The organism is Paenibacillus sp. FSL R5-0713 (assembly GCF_037973325.1).
Taxonomy (GTDB): Bacteria; Bacillota; Bacilli; order Paenibacillales; family Paenibacillaceae; genus Paenibacillus.
Map to the genome: position 1 here is coordinate 4,837,157 of NZ_CP150229.1, position 20,082 is coordinate 4,857,238.

The 20,082-nt window shown below is 42.3% G+C and carries 17 protein-coding genes; 9 read left to right on the forward strand and 8 right to left on the reverse strand.

Annotated features, from left to right (window positions below):
* Positions 1 to 133: 133 nt before the first annotated feature.
* Positions 134 to 787, reverse strand: a complete 654-nt coding sequence (locus tag MKZ12_RS21595) for a YkyA family protein (RefSeq protein ID WP_339256572.1) — start codon at positions 785 to 787, stop codon at positions 134 to 136.
* A 37-nt stretch (positions 788 to 824) separates the two neighbouring features.
* The gene (locus MKZ12_RS21600; RefSeq protein ID WP_339236331.1) at positions 825 to 1,727 is read right to left on the reverse strand and encodes a polysaccharide deacetylase family protein; all 903 of its coding nucleotides are present in this window, start codon (positions 1,725 to 1,727) and stop codon (positions 825 to 827) included.
* 228 nt (positions 1,728 to 1,955) lie between these two features.
* Between MKZ12_RS21600 and MKZ12_RS21605 the strand changes: the two genes are divergently transcribed.
* The 4 genes from MKZ12_RS21605 to MKZ12_RS21620 all read left to right on the forward strand — a co-directional run bounded on the left by MKZ12_RS21605 (position 1,956) and on the right by MKZ12_RS21620 (position 8,650).
* Entirely contained in the window at positions 1,956 to 2,900 is a 945-nt protein-coding gene (locus tag MKZ12_RS21605; RefSeq protein ID WP_339256574.1) for a DMT family transporter, read from the forward strand.
* Between the two features lie 67 nt (positions 2,901 to 2,967).
* The gene (locus MKZ12_RS21610) at positions 2,968 to 3,801 is read left to right on the forward strand and encodes a sulfurtransferase (RefSeq protein ID WP_339256576.1); all 834 of its coding nucleotides are present in this window, start codon (positions 2,968 to 2,970) and stop codon (positions 3,799 to 3,801) included.
* 673 nt (positions 3,802 to 4,474) lie between these two features.
* A complete protein-coding gene (locus MKZ12_RS21615; RefSeq protein ID WP_339256578.1) occupies positions 4,475 to 7,666 on the forward strand; it encodes a hypothetical protein in 3,192 nt (1,063 codons plus the stop codon).
* 21 nt (positions 7,667 to 7,687) lie between these two features.
* Positions 7,688 to 8,650 carry a TIR domain-containing protein gene (locus MKZ12_RS21620; protein ID WP_339256580.1) on the forward strand — a complete coding sequence of 321 codons (963 nt, stop codon included), beginning with the start codon at positions 7,688 to 7,690 and terminating at the stop codon, positions 8,648 to 8,650.
* A gap of 472 nt (positions 8,651 to 9,122) precedes the next feature.
* On the opposite strand, the gene MKZ12_RS21625 is transcribed toward MKZ12_RS21620, so the two are convergent.
* Both MKZ12_RS21625 and MKZ12_RS21630 read right to left on the reverse strand, forming a co-directional pair.
* Entirely contained in the window at positions 9,123 to 10,679 is a 1,557-nt protein-coding gene (locus tag MKZ12_RS21625; RefSeq protein ID WP_339256582.1) for an acetamidase/formamidase family protein, read from the reverse strand.
* A 550-nt stretch (positions 10,680 to 11,229) separates the two neighbouring features.
* Positions 11,230 to 12,138 carry a CPBP family intramembrane glutamic endopeptidase gene (locus tag MKZ12_RS21630; protein ID WP_339256584.1) on the reverse strand — a complete coding sequence of 303 codons (909 nt, stop codon included), beginning with the start codon at positions 12,136 to 12,138 and terminating at the stop codon, positions 11,230 to 11,232.
* 134 nt (positions 12,139 to 12,272) lie between these two features.
* Between MKZ12_RS21630 and MKZ12_RS21635 the strand changes: the two genes are divergently transcribed.
* A complete protein-coding gene (locus MKZ12_RS21635) occupies positions 12,273 to 12,851 on the forward strand; it encodes a TetR/AcrR family transcriptional regulator (protein ID WP_339256586.1) in 579 nt (192 codons plus the stop codon).
* A gap of 188 nt (positions 12,852 to 13,039) precedes the next feature.
* Here MKZ12_RS21635 and MKZ12_RS21640 read toward each other — a convergent pair whose 3' ends face one another.
* Both MKZ12_RS21640 and MKZ12_RS21645 read right to left on the reverse strand, forming a co-directional pair.
* Positions 13,040 to 13,627, reverse strand: a complete 588-nt coding sequence (locus tag MKZ12_RS21640) for a DUF1629 domain-containing protein (RefSeq protein WP_339256588.1) — start codon at positions 13,625 to 13,627, stop codon at positions 13,040 to 13,042.
* 50 nt (positions 13,628 to 13,677) lie between these two features.
* Positions 13,678 to 14,505 carry a helix-turn-helix transcriptional regulator gene (locus MKZ12_RS21645; protein ID WP_339256590.1) on the reverse strand — a complete coding sequence of 276 codons (828 nt, stop codon included), beginning with the start codon at positions 14,503 to 14,505 and terminating at the stop codon, positions 13,678 to 13,680.
* 126 nt (positions 14,506 to 14,631) lie between these two features.
* On the opposite strand from MKZ12_RS21645, the gene MKZ12_RS21650 reads away from it, so the two are divergent.
* The 3 genes from MKZ12_RS21650 (at position 14,632) to MKZ12_RS21660 (ending at position 17,471) form a co-directional block, all read left to right on the forward strand.
* Entirely contained in the window at positions 14,632 to 15,405 is a 774-nt protein-coding gene (locus MKZ12_RS21650; protein ID WP_339256592.1) for an SDR family NAD(P)-dependent oxidoreductase, read from the forward strand.
* A gap of 249 nt (positions 15,406 to 15,654) precedes the next feature.
* Positions 15,655 to 16,626 carry an aminoglycoside phosphotransferase family protein gene (locus MKZ12_RS21655; protein WP_339256594.1) on the forward strand — a complete coding sequence of 324 codons (972 nt, stop codon included), beginning with the start codon at positions 15,655 to 15,657 and terminating at the stop codon, positions 16,624 to 16,626.
* Between the two features lie 50 nt (positions 16,627 to 16,676).
* Positions 16,677 to 17,471, forward strand: coding sequence for an ankyrin repeat domain-containing protein (locus tag MKZ12_RS21660; RefSeq protein ID WP_339236374.1), 795 nt, complete (start codon positions 16,677 to 16,679; stop codon positions 17,469 to 17,471).
* 74 nt (positions 17,472 to 17,545) lie between these two features.
* On the opposite strand, the gene MKZ12_RS21665 is transcribed toward MKZ12_RS21660, so the two are convergent.
* Entirely contained in the window at positions 17,546 to 17,929 is a 384-nt protein-coding gene (locus MKZ12_RS21665) for a helix-turn-helix domain-containing protein (protein WP_339236375.1), read from the reverse strand.
* Between the two features lie 38 nt (positions 17,930 to 17,967).
* Between MKZ12_RS21665 and MKZ12_RS21670 the strand changes: the two genes are divergently transcribed.
* A complete protein-coding gene (locus MKZ12_RS21670; protein WP_339256596.1) occupies positions 17,968 to 18,423 on the forward strand; it encodes a DoxX family protein in 456 nt (151 codons plus the stop codon).
* A 231-nt stretch (positions 18,424 to 18,654) separates the two neighbouring features.
* Here the strand turns inward: MKZ12_RS21670 and MKZ12_RS21675 are convergent, their stop codons facing one another.
* Positions 18,655 to 20,079, reverse strand: coding sequence for an exosporium glycoprotein BclB-related protein (locus MKZ12_RS21675; RefSeq protein ID WP_339256598.1), 1,425 nt, complete (start codon positions 20,077 to 20,079; stop codon positions 18,655 to 18,657).
* Positions 20,080 to 20,082 lie beyond the last annotated feature (3 nt).

Consider the following 20,082-nt stretch of genomic DNA (forward strand, 5'->3'; position numbering starts at 1 on the left):
TCCGTTAGCTTATACGCAATGATGCTTGTCCATGTTGCTTCTCATCCATTGGCTTGGCTGTATACTAGTACTTACACGGGAGAAAGGCAGCTCAATCATGCAAAATATCTGAACGATTATCAGGGACCCCAGCCTAGCTGGCCTGATCCATCTGAACCAGTTTGGCATTGGCTACGTTAAATGCTTTGGTCTGGAGGTTAAATTGCTTGCGGAATTCAGCAAGCTTCGCATATTCGCTATTTCGTGACCGAATGGCTCGCTTGATCTTAACCAGATTAGGTTCTGCACTTTCTCTCATCAGATCATACAACTGCTCATCGGCACTCAGACTTAGCTGATACGAGGCAATAAAATTTTCCAATGCACGCGCTCTTGCTTCATACTGATCCAGCACCTTTTCAGCCTGTGCCAACGTTTCTTCGTTTTCAAATGATAGTTCTTTCAATGAACTGCGCAGGGCTACCGCCCTCTCGTTGGTCTGTTTCATGGCCTCTTCCGCCTCTTTCAACAACGCGCTTCGTTCATCAATATGATCTGCCGCCTGATCCAGCAGTGCTTCGAGATCACTATTTTTGTTCTTGCCTTTGTCTAAAATGGACTTGTATAACTTCATATCTTCCTGCTCGTGACTGGTCAAATTTTTCAAACTCTGATCAATCTTCTGACCACTGAGCACCAGTTGGTTCACCTGATTTGCCGCAGGCTCCTGCGGATCTCCACAACCACTCGCCAGCAGAATTAGCAATACACTAACTGCTGCGAGCGCCACTTTTTTACTCGTTAGCACCTAAGTCCTTCCTCTCTTGCACCATCTTGTTGATCTATTACAAGCGGGTATCTCCGCTAAAATTCGCTATCCAATGTGCATCCGGATCGTATACTTCGAACTCGTAACCTCGATCTTCGAGCAACTTCAGAATACGCGGCAAAGCCTGAACCGTTTGCTCTCGCTCATGCATCAGAATCACTTCCTTATCCCGATGTACACTTTTGCTCACGCGGGCCACAATCTTATCCGGCTGACCGGGAAGATTCCAATCCAGTGAATCTGTCGTCCAGTCCCACATTTTGAACCCGGCCGCCGCAATGTCACCTCTGAATTTTTCACCAATCTGTGGACTACTGCCATAAGGCGCGCGAATAAGATGAGGCGTAAAACCAATCAGGTCCTGCACCATCTTCTGCTCTTTTTTGAACTCTTTCACAAAGTTTGCAGAGCTGCCGCTCTTATACAGCTTTTTATAGTTATGCGTTATGCTGTGGAGTCCAGGGTAACTGCCTTCCTTCAAAAGCCGTTTCACTGCATCTGGATGCTGATTCAATTGTCGTCCGATCATGAAAAAGGTAGCCTTCGCCTCATGCTGCTTCAAAATATCCAACAGTTGTTCCGTATACTCCGTTGGGCCATCATCAAACGTTATGTATGCCAATTTGCGAACCTGGCCCTGGAACCGTACCGGCTCCTCCTTCGCATCTGGAGTAATCTGTATCATGCCGAGCTTGGCGGGCTGTTCGATTACAGTCATCGGAGGCGGTGCCACAACGCTTTTGATCCAATGTGTCATGCCAAGGAATATATATGTTACACCGGTAACGAACAGTACCAGGAGCATTAGAGCTATGCTGATCCTTCCATACCGAATTTTTCTGCGTTTATGTGTTTTCTTGCGGCTTGTGTTGTGCGGAATACTGCCACGTTCTCCCGCTCTCTCTTGTTGGACTCTCACTGTCATGCCACTTCCTTACTTTCATTTTTTCCCGATTATTGGTATATTATCTCGTTTCATGTCTCTATATAGAAGATTAATAGAAAAATGATTCGGGAGAATGACAGAATAGTTACAAGCCCGGTTACAATCTACTTATCTCTTTATTCTCTTGATCTTTCCTACGGTTACCTTCTCCTGTATAATGAAGTGATTTACGCCATCAGACTTCAAGAAGGAGCTACACCCATGACAAGCTTGAACCGTGCCGGCAGATCCATTTATCTGTTATTCTTTGTCGGCATTATCGCCATTTCTTTTTCTTCGATATTTGTACGTTGGTCTAACGCAGATGTTGCGGTCATTGCCATGTACCGTCTATTTCTGACCAATCTGTTAATGCTCCCGTTTGTCTGGAAATACAGACACGAGATGATGCGTCTGAGCTTACGCCAGTGGGGCTTGCTGCTTTCATCCGGTGTGATGCTGGCCCTTCACTTTCTGCTCTGGATGGGTTCGCTTCGACTCACCAGTGTCGCCAGTTCCACCGTTATTCTCGCACTGGAGCCTATACTGATTCTTGCAGGTTCGGTATGGCTGTTCAAAGCCAAAATTAACCGCATGATGATCATCGGCATGGGCATCGCCCTGTTTGGGTCAATCGTCATTGGTGCAGGAGATTTCCAGTTGGCAGGTACTGCCCTGCAAGGTGACATCCTCTCTTTGCTTGGCACAATTGCAGTCGCTGTCCATATGCTGCTGGGTCAATTTTTGCGAGCGGGGCTTAGTGCATTCTCGTATAACTTCTGGGTATTCTTCGTGGCTGCCTGCACGCTGGCGGTATATAATCTGATCATGGGCCATCCGTTCGGAGGTTACGCTGCATCAGAGTGGGGGATCTTCCTATTGCTCGCCATTGTGCCAACGATCTTCGGACATTATCTCTTCAACTGGCTGCTTCAATATATGAATGCCACGACGGTATCCATGGGTGTACTTGGGGAACCCGTATTCTCTTCATTGCTGGCCTGGATGCTGCTCGGTGAATCCCTCAGTGCGTTACAGATGTCTGCCGGGGTCGTCATTATATTCGGGGTATGGATCTTCATTCGATATGGCAAAACCAAACCTCAACCCATTCCTGCTGATGCTCCTATCGCTGGAAAAGGGCCTGTTGAACCTACTACGGTATAACAAACTTGCTCGTTCATAATGCGTAGTTTTAAACGACTCTAACACTCTCATAAGGCGGTGTATTTTGATGAAAAATATTGTATCCATGCGCTGGCTGCTCGCCAGAATGTATGAACCTGATGTCGTCATTGCCGATTGCCGATTCTTGCTCGGTCAGGCGGAGGCTGGAAGACAAGCCTATGAAGCTGGACATATTCCAGGAGCTGTCTATCTCGATTTGGAAAAAGACCTGTCTTCTCCTGTCTCTGCACACGGAGGACGTCACCCGCTCCCGGATCCGGCTGTTCTCGCGAATCGTCTCGCCAAAGCGGGCATTGGCTCCAATAGTCGAATTGTTGCTTATGACGATCAAGGCGGCATGAATGCCTCACGATTGTGGTGGTTGCTTCGCTATATGGGACATGAGCAGGTATACATCATGGACGAAGGTTTCTCCGCTTGGCAAAATGCCAAGTTCCCGGTGACCACGGATGTGCCCGTGCAGATCCCGTCTTCCTTTGAGGTGAACGTACAGCCGCAGATGCTGGCAAGTGTTGAGGATGCGCAACAAGCTTCGGCAAGCGGTAGCGCCGTGCTCATCGACTCCCGCGATGCCCGCCGCTATGCAGGTCTGGAGGAACCGATCGATGCCAAGGCCGGACATATTCCCGGGGCGTTGAACTACTTTTGGAAAGATGTGTTGGATTGGGATGGACGTTGGACAGGTACTGGGGTGTTAGAAGAGCGTTTCAGTAAGCTGGACAAGGATGGTGCGATTATCGTGTACTGCGGTTCTGGCGTCTCGGCTTGCCCGAATGTGATTGCTCTGGAGGAAGCGGGATTCTCGAATGTGAAATTGTATTCCGGGAGCTGGAGCGACTGGATTAGTTATGAGGAGAATCCGGTGGCTACGGGGGGCTGAGTAAAGACAAAAAGACGTATAATAGTGGTTCATCGATGGATACATCGCCATGTAGGCTCAGTGCCTTGGGCGATGTTTTTTTTATGTCCGAAATCAACACGGAACCAACACTCAATCTCTGTAAACACTTTCAGTCCACCCCACACTGAGCTCTTGATTGTACGTTTACTCATTCATGTATCGTACAGTGTCACACGTGCGTGCGTCCTCACCGCTATACTTACGTAAAAAGATCGGTCAGCCCTCCTCTCTCGAGTGTATAACTGGCCGATTTTGGTAAATCAATTTTTCGCCTGGTTGACCAAAATCTACAGATTTCTCTAACCGAAATTATTCGTTTCAAGCAAAAACGACCTAACTGGACGCTGAAATGCTTGCTTCTTAAAGATATAAAAACTTTTCACTGTCCAGTTAGAATAACGTAGGTTATAATTTCAGGAGAAAAGATATGGGAAACGAAGGAAAACTTAAAGAATTTGAAGAAATTAAGATATTTTCTGATAAAGCTGTAGCCCCCTAAAAATTAAAATTCCCCATTATATTACAACAAAGGATATAGACACAACCTGCAATTGAATATTCTCCAAATAATAAAGAACTGATTGCTGACGTAATAGCACTATTGTTCTTTCGTAATCGTCAAATAACGAATTATTTAAAGGAGGTTAACTGTATGAGTTTTAAAGATAGAGTTGATGAATTGCGTAGTCAGGCGCAAACAACACAAGCTGCAAACAAAATTATTGATCAGCTCAAAAAGCTAGAAAATAATAATAATGAAGATACTTCCTATCGTTGGATTTGGGAGCTTATTCAGAATGCAAAAGATGTAGTTAACTCCACTGGGAAAGTTGATATTCTTGTTAATTTTGATGAATACAGAAGGGTTATAGAGTTTAAGCATAATGGAAAGCTATTCTTGATAAAAAATATTGTTTTTCTTATCGAACAAGTTTCTACAAAAGAGCGAAATGAACTTGATAGGAAAGAAAAGAAAATAACAGGAAAGTTTGGAACAGGTTTTCTAACAACTCATTTACTTTCAAAAAAAGTAAATGTAACTGGGTATTTGTGCGATGAAGATGAGCCTGTACACCAATTTAGTATTGATATTGACCGTTCAAGCGATAATCAAACAAAAATCATCAAGTCAATCGAAGATAGCTGCGAACAACTTAACAAAAATGTAGTAAAAGTTACAAAAGAAATAAATGAAAGTGATTTTAATACCTGTTTTACATATGAGTTAGACGTTCTTGGAATTCAGACAGCAAAGGCAGGTTTAAATAATCTTGTTGCGTCAATTGCATATGTTTTTGCTTTTGTCCCAGAGATAGGATCAATTACTATTCAAGCTAATACTGTGAAAGGCGATTATAAGCAGGTGCTTTCTCGTGGCTATGATGTTGATGTTAATTTGAGAAATGCACAAGTTATTACTGTGTGTGATACTAAAACAAAGAATCCAAGGTATATTTTTGTTTTAAAAGACGAAGCGTTAATAAATTTATCAATTGCGATTGAATTAGTAGATATTGGAGAAAAATCAAGTATAAAAAAAGTTAATGGGAATTTGCCAAAACTCTTTTGCGATTTTCCATTAATTGGAACAAGTGATTTTGCCTTTCCCGTAGTAATTAACAATCCTTATTTTGAACCCACCGAGCCTCGTGATGGAATAGAATTAGAGAGCAAAGCAGAAGAAAAACAATATATTAAAGACAATAAAGTAGCATTAGAATCTGCTACTGAACTTTATAAAACCGCATTGAATTTTTTTGCAGAAAAGAATTATATAGGTATATATAATATTGTGAAAATAAATGAGCAACCTCAGAAAACTTGGCTGAATGCTGAATGGTTTGAGAATAAAATACTTGTACCTATAAAAGAGAAAATTAAATATTTAGATCTAATTGTTACCAATACTGACAACAAAAGCTCATTATTTGAGTTAGGGGATAAACCTGTTGTTTTGATTCCTAAAAATCAAGAGAATAAAGAGGAAATGTTTAAACTTTGGTCGTTATCAAATGCTTTATTTCCTGAACTTCTCCCGAAGCAAGAAGAGTTAGATGCTTGGTGTTGTTCACTCTGGGATGAATGTAAAAACTTAAGCATAGACAACATAGTGCAGGCAATTGAAAATTCTGAAAACATATCTTCTTTAAGAAATAAATTAAACGAACAAGATGTATTTATTTGGTTAAATGAGTTCTACAAATTACTCTTTACAAGTGAAGATGAGAACTGTAAAAAAATAATAGAACAATCTGAGGTTTTTCTCAATCAAAACGGTAAGTTCTGCTGCTTGAATAGAGTTTATTTTGACAAAGAAATTGATGATACATACAAGGAGGTTTCATTATTATTAGATATAGACGTTAAAGATAAATTACTCCATAAAATGGTCGCAATAGAAATTGCCAAGCATATTGAAGTAACACAATATGGATATTCAGAACTATTTTCTGAAACCACACGATGTTTACAAAACGAACATCAAAATCGTGGAGATTTCTTTCAAAGAATACTATGCATACAAACAAATGAAAGGCCGAAACAAGATGACTTTTTACACATCGCTAAAAAGTTTTATAACAATACTACATGGGAGACTATTATTTCTAAAAAGTATTCAAAATACATTTTTGAACAGGCATTAAATTATTGGGTTATAAAGTTGTGCGTTGATATACAGAAAAGTGGAAATTTGAATACTTTCACTGACGAACACTTTTTAGACAACGTAGATGGTGCGATTTCTTTTATAAATCAATTTGTGTTATTTTTAGAGAAAAATGATTATAAACATTTTGCAGACAAGTATCTTATTCTTCCTAACCAGAATGGCTCGTTTAAAAAAAGCACTGAGCTACAACTCGATTCGGGAGAGATTCATAAAACGGTGAAAGATGCATACTTGTTTACTGGGGTAGACATCAGAACACAATTGCTTATGAGCAGTATATATTTTCCGTTATCTGAAAACACAGCAACCAGTCTTTACCCATTAGCAGATGCAATAACAAATTATATTGAAAATCACAAGAATAAGCTTGGTAAAGATAATGATCAAGAGAGATTGGTTTTTCAAAATTTCTTTTCATACTTAAAGAGCACAGATGATAAAACAATTAGAAATGCTTTTAAAACCCTGTACAGCAATTTATATTGGTTTTATAATGACGACATAATTTCTGACAACATGCAAAAAGCTGAGAAGTATGAGCAGCTCTTATCTAAACATGGTGTACAAAGTCTCCAAGAGTTAGAAGAACTATTAAAAAAAGCTACAAGCAATTTGCAATCAGCAGAAACAATTGTTATTTCAAAAGAACAACTTGCACAAATTGGGATTAATACTGAAGAAGAGTTTTTGCAAGTCTTAAATGTGTTAGTAGGAGAAGGAGAAATAACTGGTTCACAATTAGGCGAACTGCCAGATGGTTTGTCCATAGAGGAAGTTTCCAAGAAATTCCTACACAGTTCAAAAAACAATAGGTTTTCACGTGAATATTATGAAAAAATAATGAATCGTGCTATAGAAAAGGTTTTTTACTACTTGAAAGAAACTGGAAGATATATAATTCCTGAAAAACTGGAAGAGTGGAAAGAAACAAGCTATTCAAAAACCGTTTTCTGGGCAAAGAAAAACGGTACTGATATTCGCATTGTTGTAAGGCCGAGCGATGACGATAAAATTATTTTCTTTTATGAGCAAGAAGTTGCCGCAATGGACGATACCAATTATGAACTTTGGAGTGACAATAATGATGGAAACACACGGATAATTACATTAGGAGACATTATAAAAACAACAGGAATATCAGTCATACCACTTAAAAATCTTAATTCAGAATAATATAAAGTGAGGGCTACCGTCTTGACACCAAATGAAGTATTAAGCTTAATAGCAAATAATAATCGTGATAATATTTATTGTGTTTATCCTGTTACACCTGATGAAACTATCGGAAGATTAATCTCTGCACTTTCAAATTGTGGTGGAGGATTAATTGTTTTTGGGGTTCAAGATGATGGAAAAAAACTAAGGGTTAAAGGATACAAATTTAACGTAAATATTGATTCGATACAAGCGAAACTTAGCGTTAACGTTAATTTAACAATTTTTGATTTGCCACACGAAACTGCAGCGCTTAAATGTATTAATGTCGAAAGGTGTGAAAATGTGGTGTTGTTTGATGACGCACCTTACACACTTGACCATAATAGGAACGTTACAGAGCTTGATATAAAAAAAGTGTTTTTATCGTATTCGCACAATGATACTTGTATAGCTGATTTAGTAGAAGAAAGGCTTAACTTTTTTGGAAAAGGTAGATTGACTATTACAAGAGATAAAAGAACGTTAGAATATAAAAGTGATATTCAAAAATTCATGCAGACGGTTTCATCTCACGATTTCATGGTATCTATAATATCAGATAGTTATTTAAAATCTCAAGGATGTATGTATGAAGTTTCAGAATTAATGCGGAATAGAGCGTTTAATGATAAGCTATTGACAATTATTTTATCTGAAACAGATGAAAATTTTTATCCTAAAGACAAGAAACCAAAACAGATAAAAGCAGATGTATATTCACTAAATCGCTTCGAGTATTTAAAATATTGGGAAAATGAAAAAGGAAAAGTAAATAAACTGAATTCAGAAATAAGCGATCTAGCTCTTAAACAAGGATTAGTTGATGAAATTAAACAGATAAACACTATTTCAACAAATATTTCAGAACTAATTGAAATTTTCAAGAAGAGTTTAGGAAAAGATTTTACTGAAATCAATCAAAATGAGTTTTCCGATTTATTATCTATTTTACTTTCATAGAATAAAAACAATATATTTTGGGATTACAAAAAAATGGGTAAGTTGATACATTTGCTCATGATTAGTAATGATATTTGTGTAAATAAATGGAAAAATCTCAATTAAAGTAAGAGCGATTTCGGTAACTTTGAGTAAGAGTATTCTCTATTGATTCTTTGCACATAATGAAGCAACATATTGAAAGCAAGCTCCTTACTCTCGATCATGTATCTGTAATCGCCACAACCAGCCATGCTTGAAACCATTTGCAAGCGATAACCGTAAGCTGGAGCGATTGAATCAGTTATGAGGAGAATCCGGTGGCTACCGGTAATGCGGAAGCTGACAAAGACGTATAGCAGTATATCGATGTTGAATACATCGCCAGGTGGCTTATCTGCACCGGCGATGTATTTTTCTATGTTTGGATTTATGATACTAAAAAAACCGTGATGGACATCTGTCCACCACGGTTGAATCATGAAATCGATTATTACTTTTTACTTAACGATACATTTGCTGTTAACGTCTTGTCGATCGTCGTCCAGTTTACATAAGCACCTAGTATTTCATTAATAACAGCAACCGGAACGACAGTTTCGCCATTTAAAAGCTTTGGTACTTTACTATTGAACACCAGTTTATCGTTGATTGAATACACATCTGAACCAATTTGAGCACTTATATTTTTCGTGCCTAAATTGATTTGCGTGGTACGCGTCTTATGATCCCATTCTACTGTGCCGCCCAATAGCTCCGAAATGGTTCGAATCGGTACATAGAACTCATCGTTATGAACAACCGGTTTGATCGTCGTACCACCTACATTCATGGCAACGTCAACATATTCAAGGAAATCGGTCTTTCGAATGAGTCCATGAACCCCTTTTGTTCGGTCCACGACCTGAGATACTTCGTAATCCGTTGCGGCCGACAGGTACGCATAAGCTACACTTCTATCCATATCAAGCTTATCGGATAAAAATTGAATCGATTCACGTACTGATTCTTTCATCGCTTCATCCAAATCAGGGTCCAGTCCAATTGGAATCCAATAATCCTCTGTCTCAGCAAAGGGTTGCGTGAATTCTCCACTATGCGGTAGTGATGGATCACCTTTCTTCAACACCGTTAACCGAACTGTTCCCCTCAAGGAAGCTTCCAATGCAGTTAACGCTACTTCTCCATCCCCTTGAGCAAAGTGCGGATCTCCAGTGTAAAATAGCCCGCCTTTAACTTGGATCGGATAATAAATAGTTGCACCAACACCCAACTCATTAATATCCATATTCCCTCCTGTTTCAATAGGTGGGATAGAACTCACAACTTCGCTGGTATTTGGCGCAACCCCCATAACACCTAGAAACGGGTTAATTGGGAAACGTACCTTCTTGCCAGCTTTTGTTGGTAACAAACCATACCAATTACCGTTGATTTCTTCAATAGGTGTAAATATAGATACATTATTATATAATTCCGGTTTTGTTGCGCTAGCTCCCTCTTGCGGGCCTGTATTTTCTGGAAATTCGTTAGGAAGGGCACCTTTACCATGGCGGTTAGAAATGACACCATATGGAACTCGAGTTTGCAAGGAAAGCACTTCTACTTTAAGAACGTCACCCGGCTCCGCTCCCTCAACCGCTACTGGCCCAGTGATAATATGAGGTCCGTCTTTTACAAAATCATGCTTAATGCCAGAAGCTGTAATTGCCTTTGCATCATCCAACACTCCATCGGATGAGATACCGAATTTGCCGAAGTACTCCACTGGATTTCTCCCTTGATCCTCCATCAGTCCCTCATGCGATACCGTGTCAAATGTTACAGCACTTCCTGATGGTACAGTAAGAATCGGAGAGCTGTCTCGATTAGGCAGTGATCCCCAGCGAATGTTCTCAATCGCAGACGTTACATAATAATCACCTTCAACCTTATCGATGGTTGTTGGTTGCAGCGGCATACTAAAGCCCACTGAAGGTAAAGCAAATGTAAACATACTTATAATCCCTACTGAAACCCCAAATTTCCTAATCGTTCGGTTAATAAACATCTCGCTCCCCCTCTACGATATGTAACTTTATGTGACATTATATAACACACATAAACGATAACATATAAATGTATTTACAACAATATTTTCTTGTTAACAAAAATAACAAAGGAAGATAGAATACAAGAAAAAAGTTATAAAAACACAAACTGGAGTTAGAATATATAACATAAATACATGTCCTAAAATTGATGAACATTCTTCAGAGACCTGAACACACAAAATGAAGTAAGTTGAAGCAACTAGATCAGTTATGAGGGAATGCGGTGGTTGGATTTATTTTGTTTTCTGTTGAATTCCTTCAAAATCCTGAGCGGCGACTGCTTCGCTTCTGGTTTTATTCCGAAGATGTTCCTGAGGACTGGAGAGAGAGGGGTACAGTGACCGTTTTTTCGATCTTACGGTGACAATTGACGCCGAATCACTGATTATTCAACATAAGGCGGGACCAAGCCGCTAAAACCAAAAGCCTCCGCTGGGGGAGGCTTCGTGTGCTGCTGATCACTAACAATCGTAGTTCACTTTATTTCAGAGGAACCTTTATTTCCCGCTAATGAGACAAGATCTGCAATAGAAAGTAAGGGGATGCATTTAGGAGTCCATGAATCAGGATAATCACCCATACTTTGCGATAGCGGGACCATAGATAACCAAGAAAGAGACCCGTAACCCCATGATTTGTAATCACAGTTGCCATATCCATATCCCACTGACCACTTCCTTGAATGGCGACATGCCAGATGGACCATAGTATTGAAACTAGTAATATGGCGGGCCATCTTCCAAGCAAAGTCTCCAACCTCGTTTGCAGCCACACTCGATAAAAAACTTCCTCCAATACGCTATTGATCATAAAACCGATCAACACCAAGAAAAGTAATTCTGACATATTGGTTGCTTCGATTGCTCCTTCTGGTTGTGCAATCGGGGAATAGAACTTTAGATAACACCAGACCACAATAACGATCAGTGGTGCAATGACGTGTCCGCGAGAGCGAGGCTTTTTCGAGATTACGTCTTGTTGCCCGCCAGTTATTTTGCGATAAATCAGCAATAGAATCAACGGAATGAACAATAGTGTCGTCAACTTGAATGCCAAATAATATAGCTGAAAATGTAATCCTTGCGGGTCTATCGTTATCAGAGAAACCGTAAATAAAACGCCTGACAGCAATAATACAATCGATTGAACGACCAAGTGATTTTTCTCCATTTGTTGATAAGACGAGGGATCTTGACTTTGACTTTCATAAGGAATCATACGGATTAGGAAAATGCCAAAGAATGCCGGCAATATACTATGCCATATTGGAATCACTTCCTCACGGTCGGCTGTGTACCTTATATTCAAGTTTCCGGTCCATACCAACCACAATACAGCAGCAAATATAATTATCATGCACAATAGGCTGATTGCCTTTCCCCATCCTGGAAACATTACTTTGAATTGCTGATTCATTCCAATTACCCTCCTTGAGTGGTGTGTTGCTTTGCCTCTTTTTTTAATTCAGTTGAGTTAAATAAACTCTAGCACATCCCATCTTCTTCGTCTATTTATTTCAGTTGAGTTAAATAATATGATATTCTGTGTGTATGCCAAAAATCGTGGACCATGAGAAAATGAAGAATATTATTGCTGAAGCAACTTGGAAAATCATTAGTGAGCAGGGCATTCATCATGCAACGTCAAGAACAATTGCGAAGGAAGCCGGATTATCACAAGGAGCCTTAAGACATTATTTTTCCAAACAAGAGAGCCTGCTAGCATTTGCAATGGAGTTAGTTAAAGAAAAGGTACTTGCTCGGCTAAAGAATCTGAATGCAAAAGAACTGGCGCCTCAAGAAAGAATTGTTGAATACTTGCTTGAGCTAGTGCCGACTGATGAACAGACATTATTGGAAATGGAGGTTTGGTTTGCATTTGTAAGCTATGGAAAAACGCAAAAAGGGTTCGATGCCAACTATGAGGACCTGCAAAACGCAATAAGGAACTGCATTACGTACTTGAAAAATGAAGGTCTTCTACGCACTACTGATGAAGAGAAGGAACAGGAAAAGCTGTATGCCTTTATGAATGGGATGGCTCTCAATTTGTATCTCGAGCCGGATAAAATCAATCGAACACGAAGCAAAGAAATGATACAAGACTACATCCATTGGATTATCCGTTGAAGGAAAGCATGACACATAGATCGGGGAGTAAAGTTAGCTTGCCAAAGCCCAGCAGAATCCAATCTGCAGCAGGAGCGGCTGAATAAGTTATGAGGAGAATCCGGGGGCTACCGGGGAAAAATAAAGATTAAGAACCCGCGTCTAACGCGGGCTTCTTTGTGCTTTCTATGCATTGATGTCCATGCATTTCAGGAGCTTACCTCTCCGACTTCTGTAACGTTTAGATTCAACTTATGTTTTCGGCATACTTCGTAAAAACCTTTTGAAACAATGGGTTTGAAGATATGGATATAATCCAGCATAAAAAATTCATGCTCACCAATTCGCTCTTCATGAAGGCAGATTTGAGATACAACTTTGACGATCTTACGTGGAGGCTGTTCTACAGATGCAGCAATGACTGCTTTGCGCCCATATTCGGAACGTTCATAATCGAAAACATCCAAACGATCTAGCTGATGTGCAGTCCAATAGGTTTCTTCCACCATACGACCGTTGTGATAACATACCGTTGTCGGAATAAACTGTGCGTTTGTATTGGCTTCCTCCAACAGCTTTTTAAAACGATCTGATACATGTCTCGTTCCTGTAATCGTCTCAAAATAATCTACATTCAGATTGCGCACCGAAGACAATAATTCAACCTCTGCGATTGTCCCCTCTGGCAACGGATTCTCTACCGCCACATAATTCATCTCTAATTGAGGAGTGAAAATCGTTCCACCACTAATAAACCCTCTACGTGGATATTGAGATTCCAGAAAATAATAGTTCAAAGAGTGATGTATCCTTTCCAAATGAAGTGCTTTTAAATCTTTACGGTTGTCTACTCGTGCGTGAAGTAATGCTCTAAACGAGATTTTGTTTCTGGATGAGGCATATAAATCATGATTCGCTGATCTGGTTCATTGGGAAATTGTAGGGTAACATGCTCAAACTCAACAACTCCAAAAGTGGGGTGCACAAGCTTCTTGTAACCGTCAAGGGAGCTTGGCACCTCGTGATACTGCCACATCCTCGTAAAATCAGCACTTGTCCTCTTCAAATCTTCGATTAGCTTGTCGAATGAATCATCGTTAAGATAGCGTGCTCTTGACGTTCTAAACTCGGCAATCATTCTCTGCGAGACACTCTCCCAATCCTCCGATCCCTCTTTCCACACATCATCCGTAAATTGGCGCCATATCAAATTATAATCATGCGGAGGTGATATCCTATTAATCGTAAATACGGCATCTGCCGCTTTATTCCAAGCAAGAAAATCCCACTTTTTCCCGATGACATAGGCCGGATTCGGATTCAATTCATTCAGCATGTCCTGAATGGATGGGCTGATTTTGTCTTCCATAATAGTCGATTGAGGAGGCAGTGATTCTCCAGCAAGCAGAAAGAGATGTCTGCGCTCATTGGGTGTCAGCTTGAGCGCCGAAGCCAAGCTTTCCAGCACACCTACCGATGGACGGATATCACGACCTTGCTCAAGGCGTGTATACCATGATAGTCCTATGTTCGCGATCCCGGCGACTTCCTCTCGCCGCAAACCTCGTGTTCGACGACGATTCCCAGGCAAAAGGCCGACATCAAGGGGAGATAGAGAGGAGCGTAAATCTCTTAAGAAATTACCTAGCGCTAACCGGCGCTCACTGTCGTTCAAGTAAAAGCTCCCCCTTATCCTATCACTCGTAAACCCACCATCAAGCAGGTTCTCGTGACCATTTAATAGTCAAAGTATACTTAAGCCAGTTGATGAGATCAACAATACCAGGCAAGGAGAATGAATATGACAACCGTTACAGGACAAATGTTGGCGAGCAAGATCGTGATGATTACAGGTGCGGGGCGAGGCATTGGAGCTGAGGCAGCAAGGCTGTTTGCACAACAAGGAGCTTCTGTGATGCTCGTCGCAAGAACAGAGACTGAGTTGCGCAAAGTCAGGGATGAAATTGTGACATCGGGCGGCGATGCAGCATATTTTACAGCCGATCTGTCAGATGTAAACAACGTTGAAGAAGCTGTTAAGGCTACAGTGGAACGATATGGCCGTCTGGATGCTGCTTTTAATAATGCAGGCATCGGAGTCACGGTATCATCGCTGGTGGATGAAAGAGAAGAAGATTTCGACCTGATTCAGTCCGTAAATTATAAAGGAGTCTGGCTATGCATGAAAGCCCAGATTAAAGCTATGATGCAGACTTCAGGGTCAGGTTCTATCGTTAACACCAGCAGCGTGGGTAGTCTAAAGGGGAATCCGGGATTGGGAGCTTACGGGGCATCTAAACGAGCGGTAAACAGTCTAACTCAAACGGCTGCGGTCGAATACGGGCCAGCAGGTATCCGTGTTAATGCCATTGCTCCGGGAACCACAATGACGGATATGATTCAGCAATGGGTTTCTATTAACCCTGACATTGTTGAACAAATTAGTGCTAAGACACCTCTCAGGCGTCCGGCTGAACCTGCTGAGATCGCTAATGCAGCTGCTTGGTTGCTTAGTGATTATTCCTCTTTTGTTACCGGGGTCGTTTTGCCTGTAGATGGTGGACTTAGTGTATAGAATCAGTGGTTACATTCGAAGTGTCTAAGTTGATGTCAATACAGTGTTAACTTGCATGCAAAATAGGGGCCGGGTTACTCATGAACATGAGTGCCCTGCCCCTTGCTTTGATATACATATGAAATATGAATATACAGACCTTAAGCAACACTTTAACAGATCGAAAAGAAACAGTCTATATTTTTGGAAAAATGTTCTATATATTTAGATTGCTGGCCGGCAACTACAGATGAAACGGAGTATAAATCAATGATGTCCAACAACCATCTTACTCATGAAGAATTACAGGATTATGTGTACAATGTATTTGGTACCGGTTACCACTTGACGCAGTGTGCAAGAGTTCATGGAGGCGCACAAAAAGTCATTTACAAAATGGACTTCAAGAATGGGTTCACTTGCCTGTTGTACGTTTGGGATATTTCCAGCAACTATTTTCAGGAAGAGATCTTGAATGAACCCACGTTCCATAGTGCCTATGGCAGCGAACTTTTTTCTTTGAACACTCGCTTTCTCGCTCAACATGGAATTCGAACGCCAGCCTTGTATGATCTGAATAACGATAGAGACCGGTACGGTTATGATTTTGCTCTTGTTGAGTATGTGGATGGACAGAAGGCCGAAGCCTATTTCCAGCATAACAATCCCAAAGATCGGGATGCGTTGTTTCAACGGATCAGGGATATGTTGACTCATATGCATAACATTCAAAGAAACGTTTATGGAAACGCCAACGATAACCAAAAAAAGGCTGAGCCTTGCTACAAAGTCAAGCGGTTCGATGCGGAAACAGCCTTATCCTATGCATCCAGGCACATGACCGATATTAGAAAAAATGAAGAAAGGCTGCTTGAGAAACTATCCGAATTGGAAGCAGCAATTCAGCCCAGAGACCTCTATAGTTTCATTCATGGAGAGCTAGGTCCGGATCATATATGGATAGATTCTGCGATGCAACCATGTCTTATTGATATTGAGGGCGCAGGATTCTTCGATCTCGAACATGAGCATAGTTTTCTGGAGTTTCGATTTGGAGACTTTTATCAGCACTTGAAAAATAACGATCTCGACCCGGAGCGGATGACATTTTACCGATTTTGCCATCATTTGTCCCTGATATCAGGAGGACTGAAACTGCTTCATAGACAGTTCCCCGATCAGCAATTCGCTAGAGGTCTCGCGGAGTATCATGCCAGATGCGCAGTTCAGATGCTTATGTGATAAGAACCATACACAGGAATATGGATATAACTCTGGAAGGAGATTTGAGGATGGAATTTATTTACGAAGATGAACGACTTGCCGTGAGCGTTATTCAGGCCATTCATACTGGAGATATCCCATCGTTACAGCAACTGCTGGCAGAGAATCCGGGATTGGAAAATATAAGAATCTTGGAAAGAAAGCCTAACAACATAGACTCGGATTCTAGTATCTCTCGAACGCTGCTGCACGTGGTTACGGATTGGCCGGGGCACTTCCCTCATGGAGCGGATACGGTGCGATTATTGACCAAGTTTGGAGCGAACTTGAATGCTCCTTTTGTCGGTCCACATATCGAGACACCTTTGCATTGGGCTGCAAGCTCCAATGACGTTCAAGTGCTCGATGCCCTTCTGGATGCTGGCGCAGACATTGAAGCGCCTGGCGCGGTGATCGCCGGTGGTACACCGCTGGACGATGCTATTGCATTCGCGCAATGGGATGCAGCACTACGCTTGGTTGAGCGCGGGGCGACCTTTGCCCTTTGGCATGCGGCAGCCCTTGGAAATATTCACGCCATACAAGATCATTTCAAAGGCGTCCAACTCTCGGAACGTTATCCTTGGGGAGCAAGCACCTCCTCTTCCCCACCCGATGTAGTAACCGTTGCCTTCTGGTGTGCTTGCCATGGAGGTCGTAGAGAAACAGCCGAATACTTGCTTAACCGAGGCGCCGAACTGAACTGGATAGCCACCTGGGATGGAATGACTCCACTGGACACAGCCAAACGACATAGATGGGTTGAACTGATCCCTTGGCTTGAGAATCAAGGTGCCAAATCTGCTGGCGAGATTCACAGATAGATGATTGACTGGAAAGAAAAAGCCCGCAATCTTTGCGGGCTTTTTGGCGTGTGATTTGTATGGAACCGAGACGTTTACTGCAAGGAATCGACTTTTTGAAGATCGGATTCGTTTGCCCCTGCCTCGGCTCCTTTACCGTAGAGCTTATCCATATGCTGCATATGTCCTACTCCCCAGTCGCTCATTGTCTGAAGCACAGGTTTCATGAGCTGTCCATACTCCGTAATCGAGTATTCAACCTTTGGAGGAACCTGCGCATACACTTCGCGATGCACAATATCATGATACTCCAGTTCTTTCAACTGCTGGGCTAACATCTTTTTCGAAATATCGGGAATGGCTTTTTGTAATTCGCTGAACCGCATTGTGCTATTGCTTAGCAGGCGTAGAAGAATTAAAGATTTCCATTTGCCCGTAAGAATATCCAGCGCCGTTCCAAATTTGCAATACACCGTCATCTGCATTCCTCACTTTCTAGTCATACGAGGGTATACTTTTGGTTACCTGGTTAGGTTTAAGTGCCTACTTCCTGATTGGACTTTCTCACTTTAGTATAGAGGCAGACATCAAAATTGAACAAGTGAGGGGTAAAGAAACGATGGATATAACGTTATGGATCGTACAAATCATATTAGCGGCAGGTTTCGTATATTCGGGATGGATGAAAACCATTCGTATCGAGTCATCAAGAAAGATGTGGGCCTGGGTCGATGATGTGCCAAAAAGTCTGGTTGTGCTGATCGGAATCGCGGAGCTGCTCGGAGCGCTGGGCCTCGTTTTGCCGTGGGCGCTGAACATAGCTCCGCTGCTTACGCCGATCGCCGCAATGACTCTGGCAGCGGTCGCATTTCTTGGGATGTTGTTTCATATTCGGCGCAGTGAGTATCGGGAGCTTGGCGTGAATATCCTTTTTATGGTTCTGGCATTAATCGTAACCTTTGGAAGACTATGAACACGGCGCTCATCAGACTTATCTGTTCTCCCACCCAACCCAATTTTATATACGTATCCTTGGGGTAGGTTAAGAGTGAAGGACTGTTTTCAACCTGTCCTAAAAAGCGGTCATAATAATCTATGATAGCATTTTATAGCTATCCTGTTACCGATGTGCTCACATATAAACAGGGACCTCTCGCCATACTGGCAAGGGCCCCTGTCTAACAACTTGATATATAATTTTCCGTTAAGTGATGGTCAGACCGCCGCTTGCATATCCGGCCACGGTTGTAGCTACATCAAGACCGGCTGTTACTGATGCCGAGAAGACCATCAGCAGGCGGTCACCTGCGGCCACCGGAATGCTCAGTCCTGTAGTCAATCCGCTGGATATTGTGCCCAGTGCCAGAATTCCGGTGAGTGGGGGAGCCAAAGTGACCAATGCACCAGGTACAGCTGTAAAGGAGTTATTCGGTGTAGTGGAGCGGAATAATTGTGCAGTTATGGTTACTGTAGATCCAACCAAGCTCAGTCCGGCTGTCGTGCTGAAATATGCAGCCAGTGAAGTAATCGTTCCTGTACGTGATGCGGAGAAAGCGAAGTTAAGCAAAGTTCCAGCAGCGCCTGTGAGATCAATAACTCCGCCACTAACACTGATGCCTGTAGTACTGTTGCCAAAACCTACTAAACTGGAGGTATTCAGAAGGCCGCCCAATACCGTAGTCAACGCAACCGGAAGTCCTGATGCATAAGGAATAATTGCTCCAGAACCTGTCGCTCCAGTAGCTCCGGTTACACCTGCGGTACCTGTCGCTCCAGTAGCTCCGGTCGTACCTGCTGTGCCTGTCGCTCCAGTAGCCCCGGTTGCACCTGCTGTGCCCGTTGCTCCTGTTGCTCCAGTTGTACCTGCGGTGCCCGTTGCTCCCGTTACTCCGGTTGTACCTGCGGTGCCTGTCGCTCCAGTAACTCCAGTCGTACCTGCGGTGCCTGTTGCTCCTGTTGCTCCAGTCGTACCTGCGGTGCCTGTCGCTCCAGTAGCTCCGGTTACGCCTGCTGTACCTGTTGCTCCTGTGGCTCCGGTTACACCTACGGTGCCTGTCGCTCCTGTTACTCCGGTTGTACCTGCGGTGCCCGTTGCTCCTGTTGCTCCAGTTGTACCTGCTGTACCTGTCGCTCCAGTAGCTCCGGTTGTACCTGCGGTGCCTGTCGCTCCTGTTGCTCCAGTCGTACCTGCGGTGCCCGTTGCTCCTGTTGCTCCAGTCGTACCTGCGGTGCCCGTTGCTCCTGTTGCTCCTGTGGCCCCAGTTATGCTTGGGATTTCGCCTAGCAATTCGGAAGAAACCAAACGGTGGGCTGTTACCAAAGAGCCTGTGCTGCTCTTACCCCATACGGATACTTGAACAGGATCATTAATCGTCGCTGTTGTTGTAAAAGTAAACTCGAAGGCATCCAGATTGGCAAAGTAGTTGTTAGTTATTACCTGATTGGGTGCAAGGTCAAAAGTCTCACTGATATACAGAACTCTCATTCCACCACTCATGTAATACCCTTGTATTTGTATGGTTGAGGTAGCCACATTACTGCGGTTATCGATCTTGACTGTAACTGTCTGAGTCGGTCTTACACCACTAACCGCATTATTTTCTATCGGCCCTGTTGATAAAAAGCTCATCGC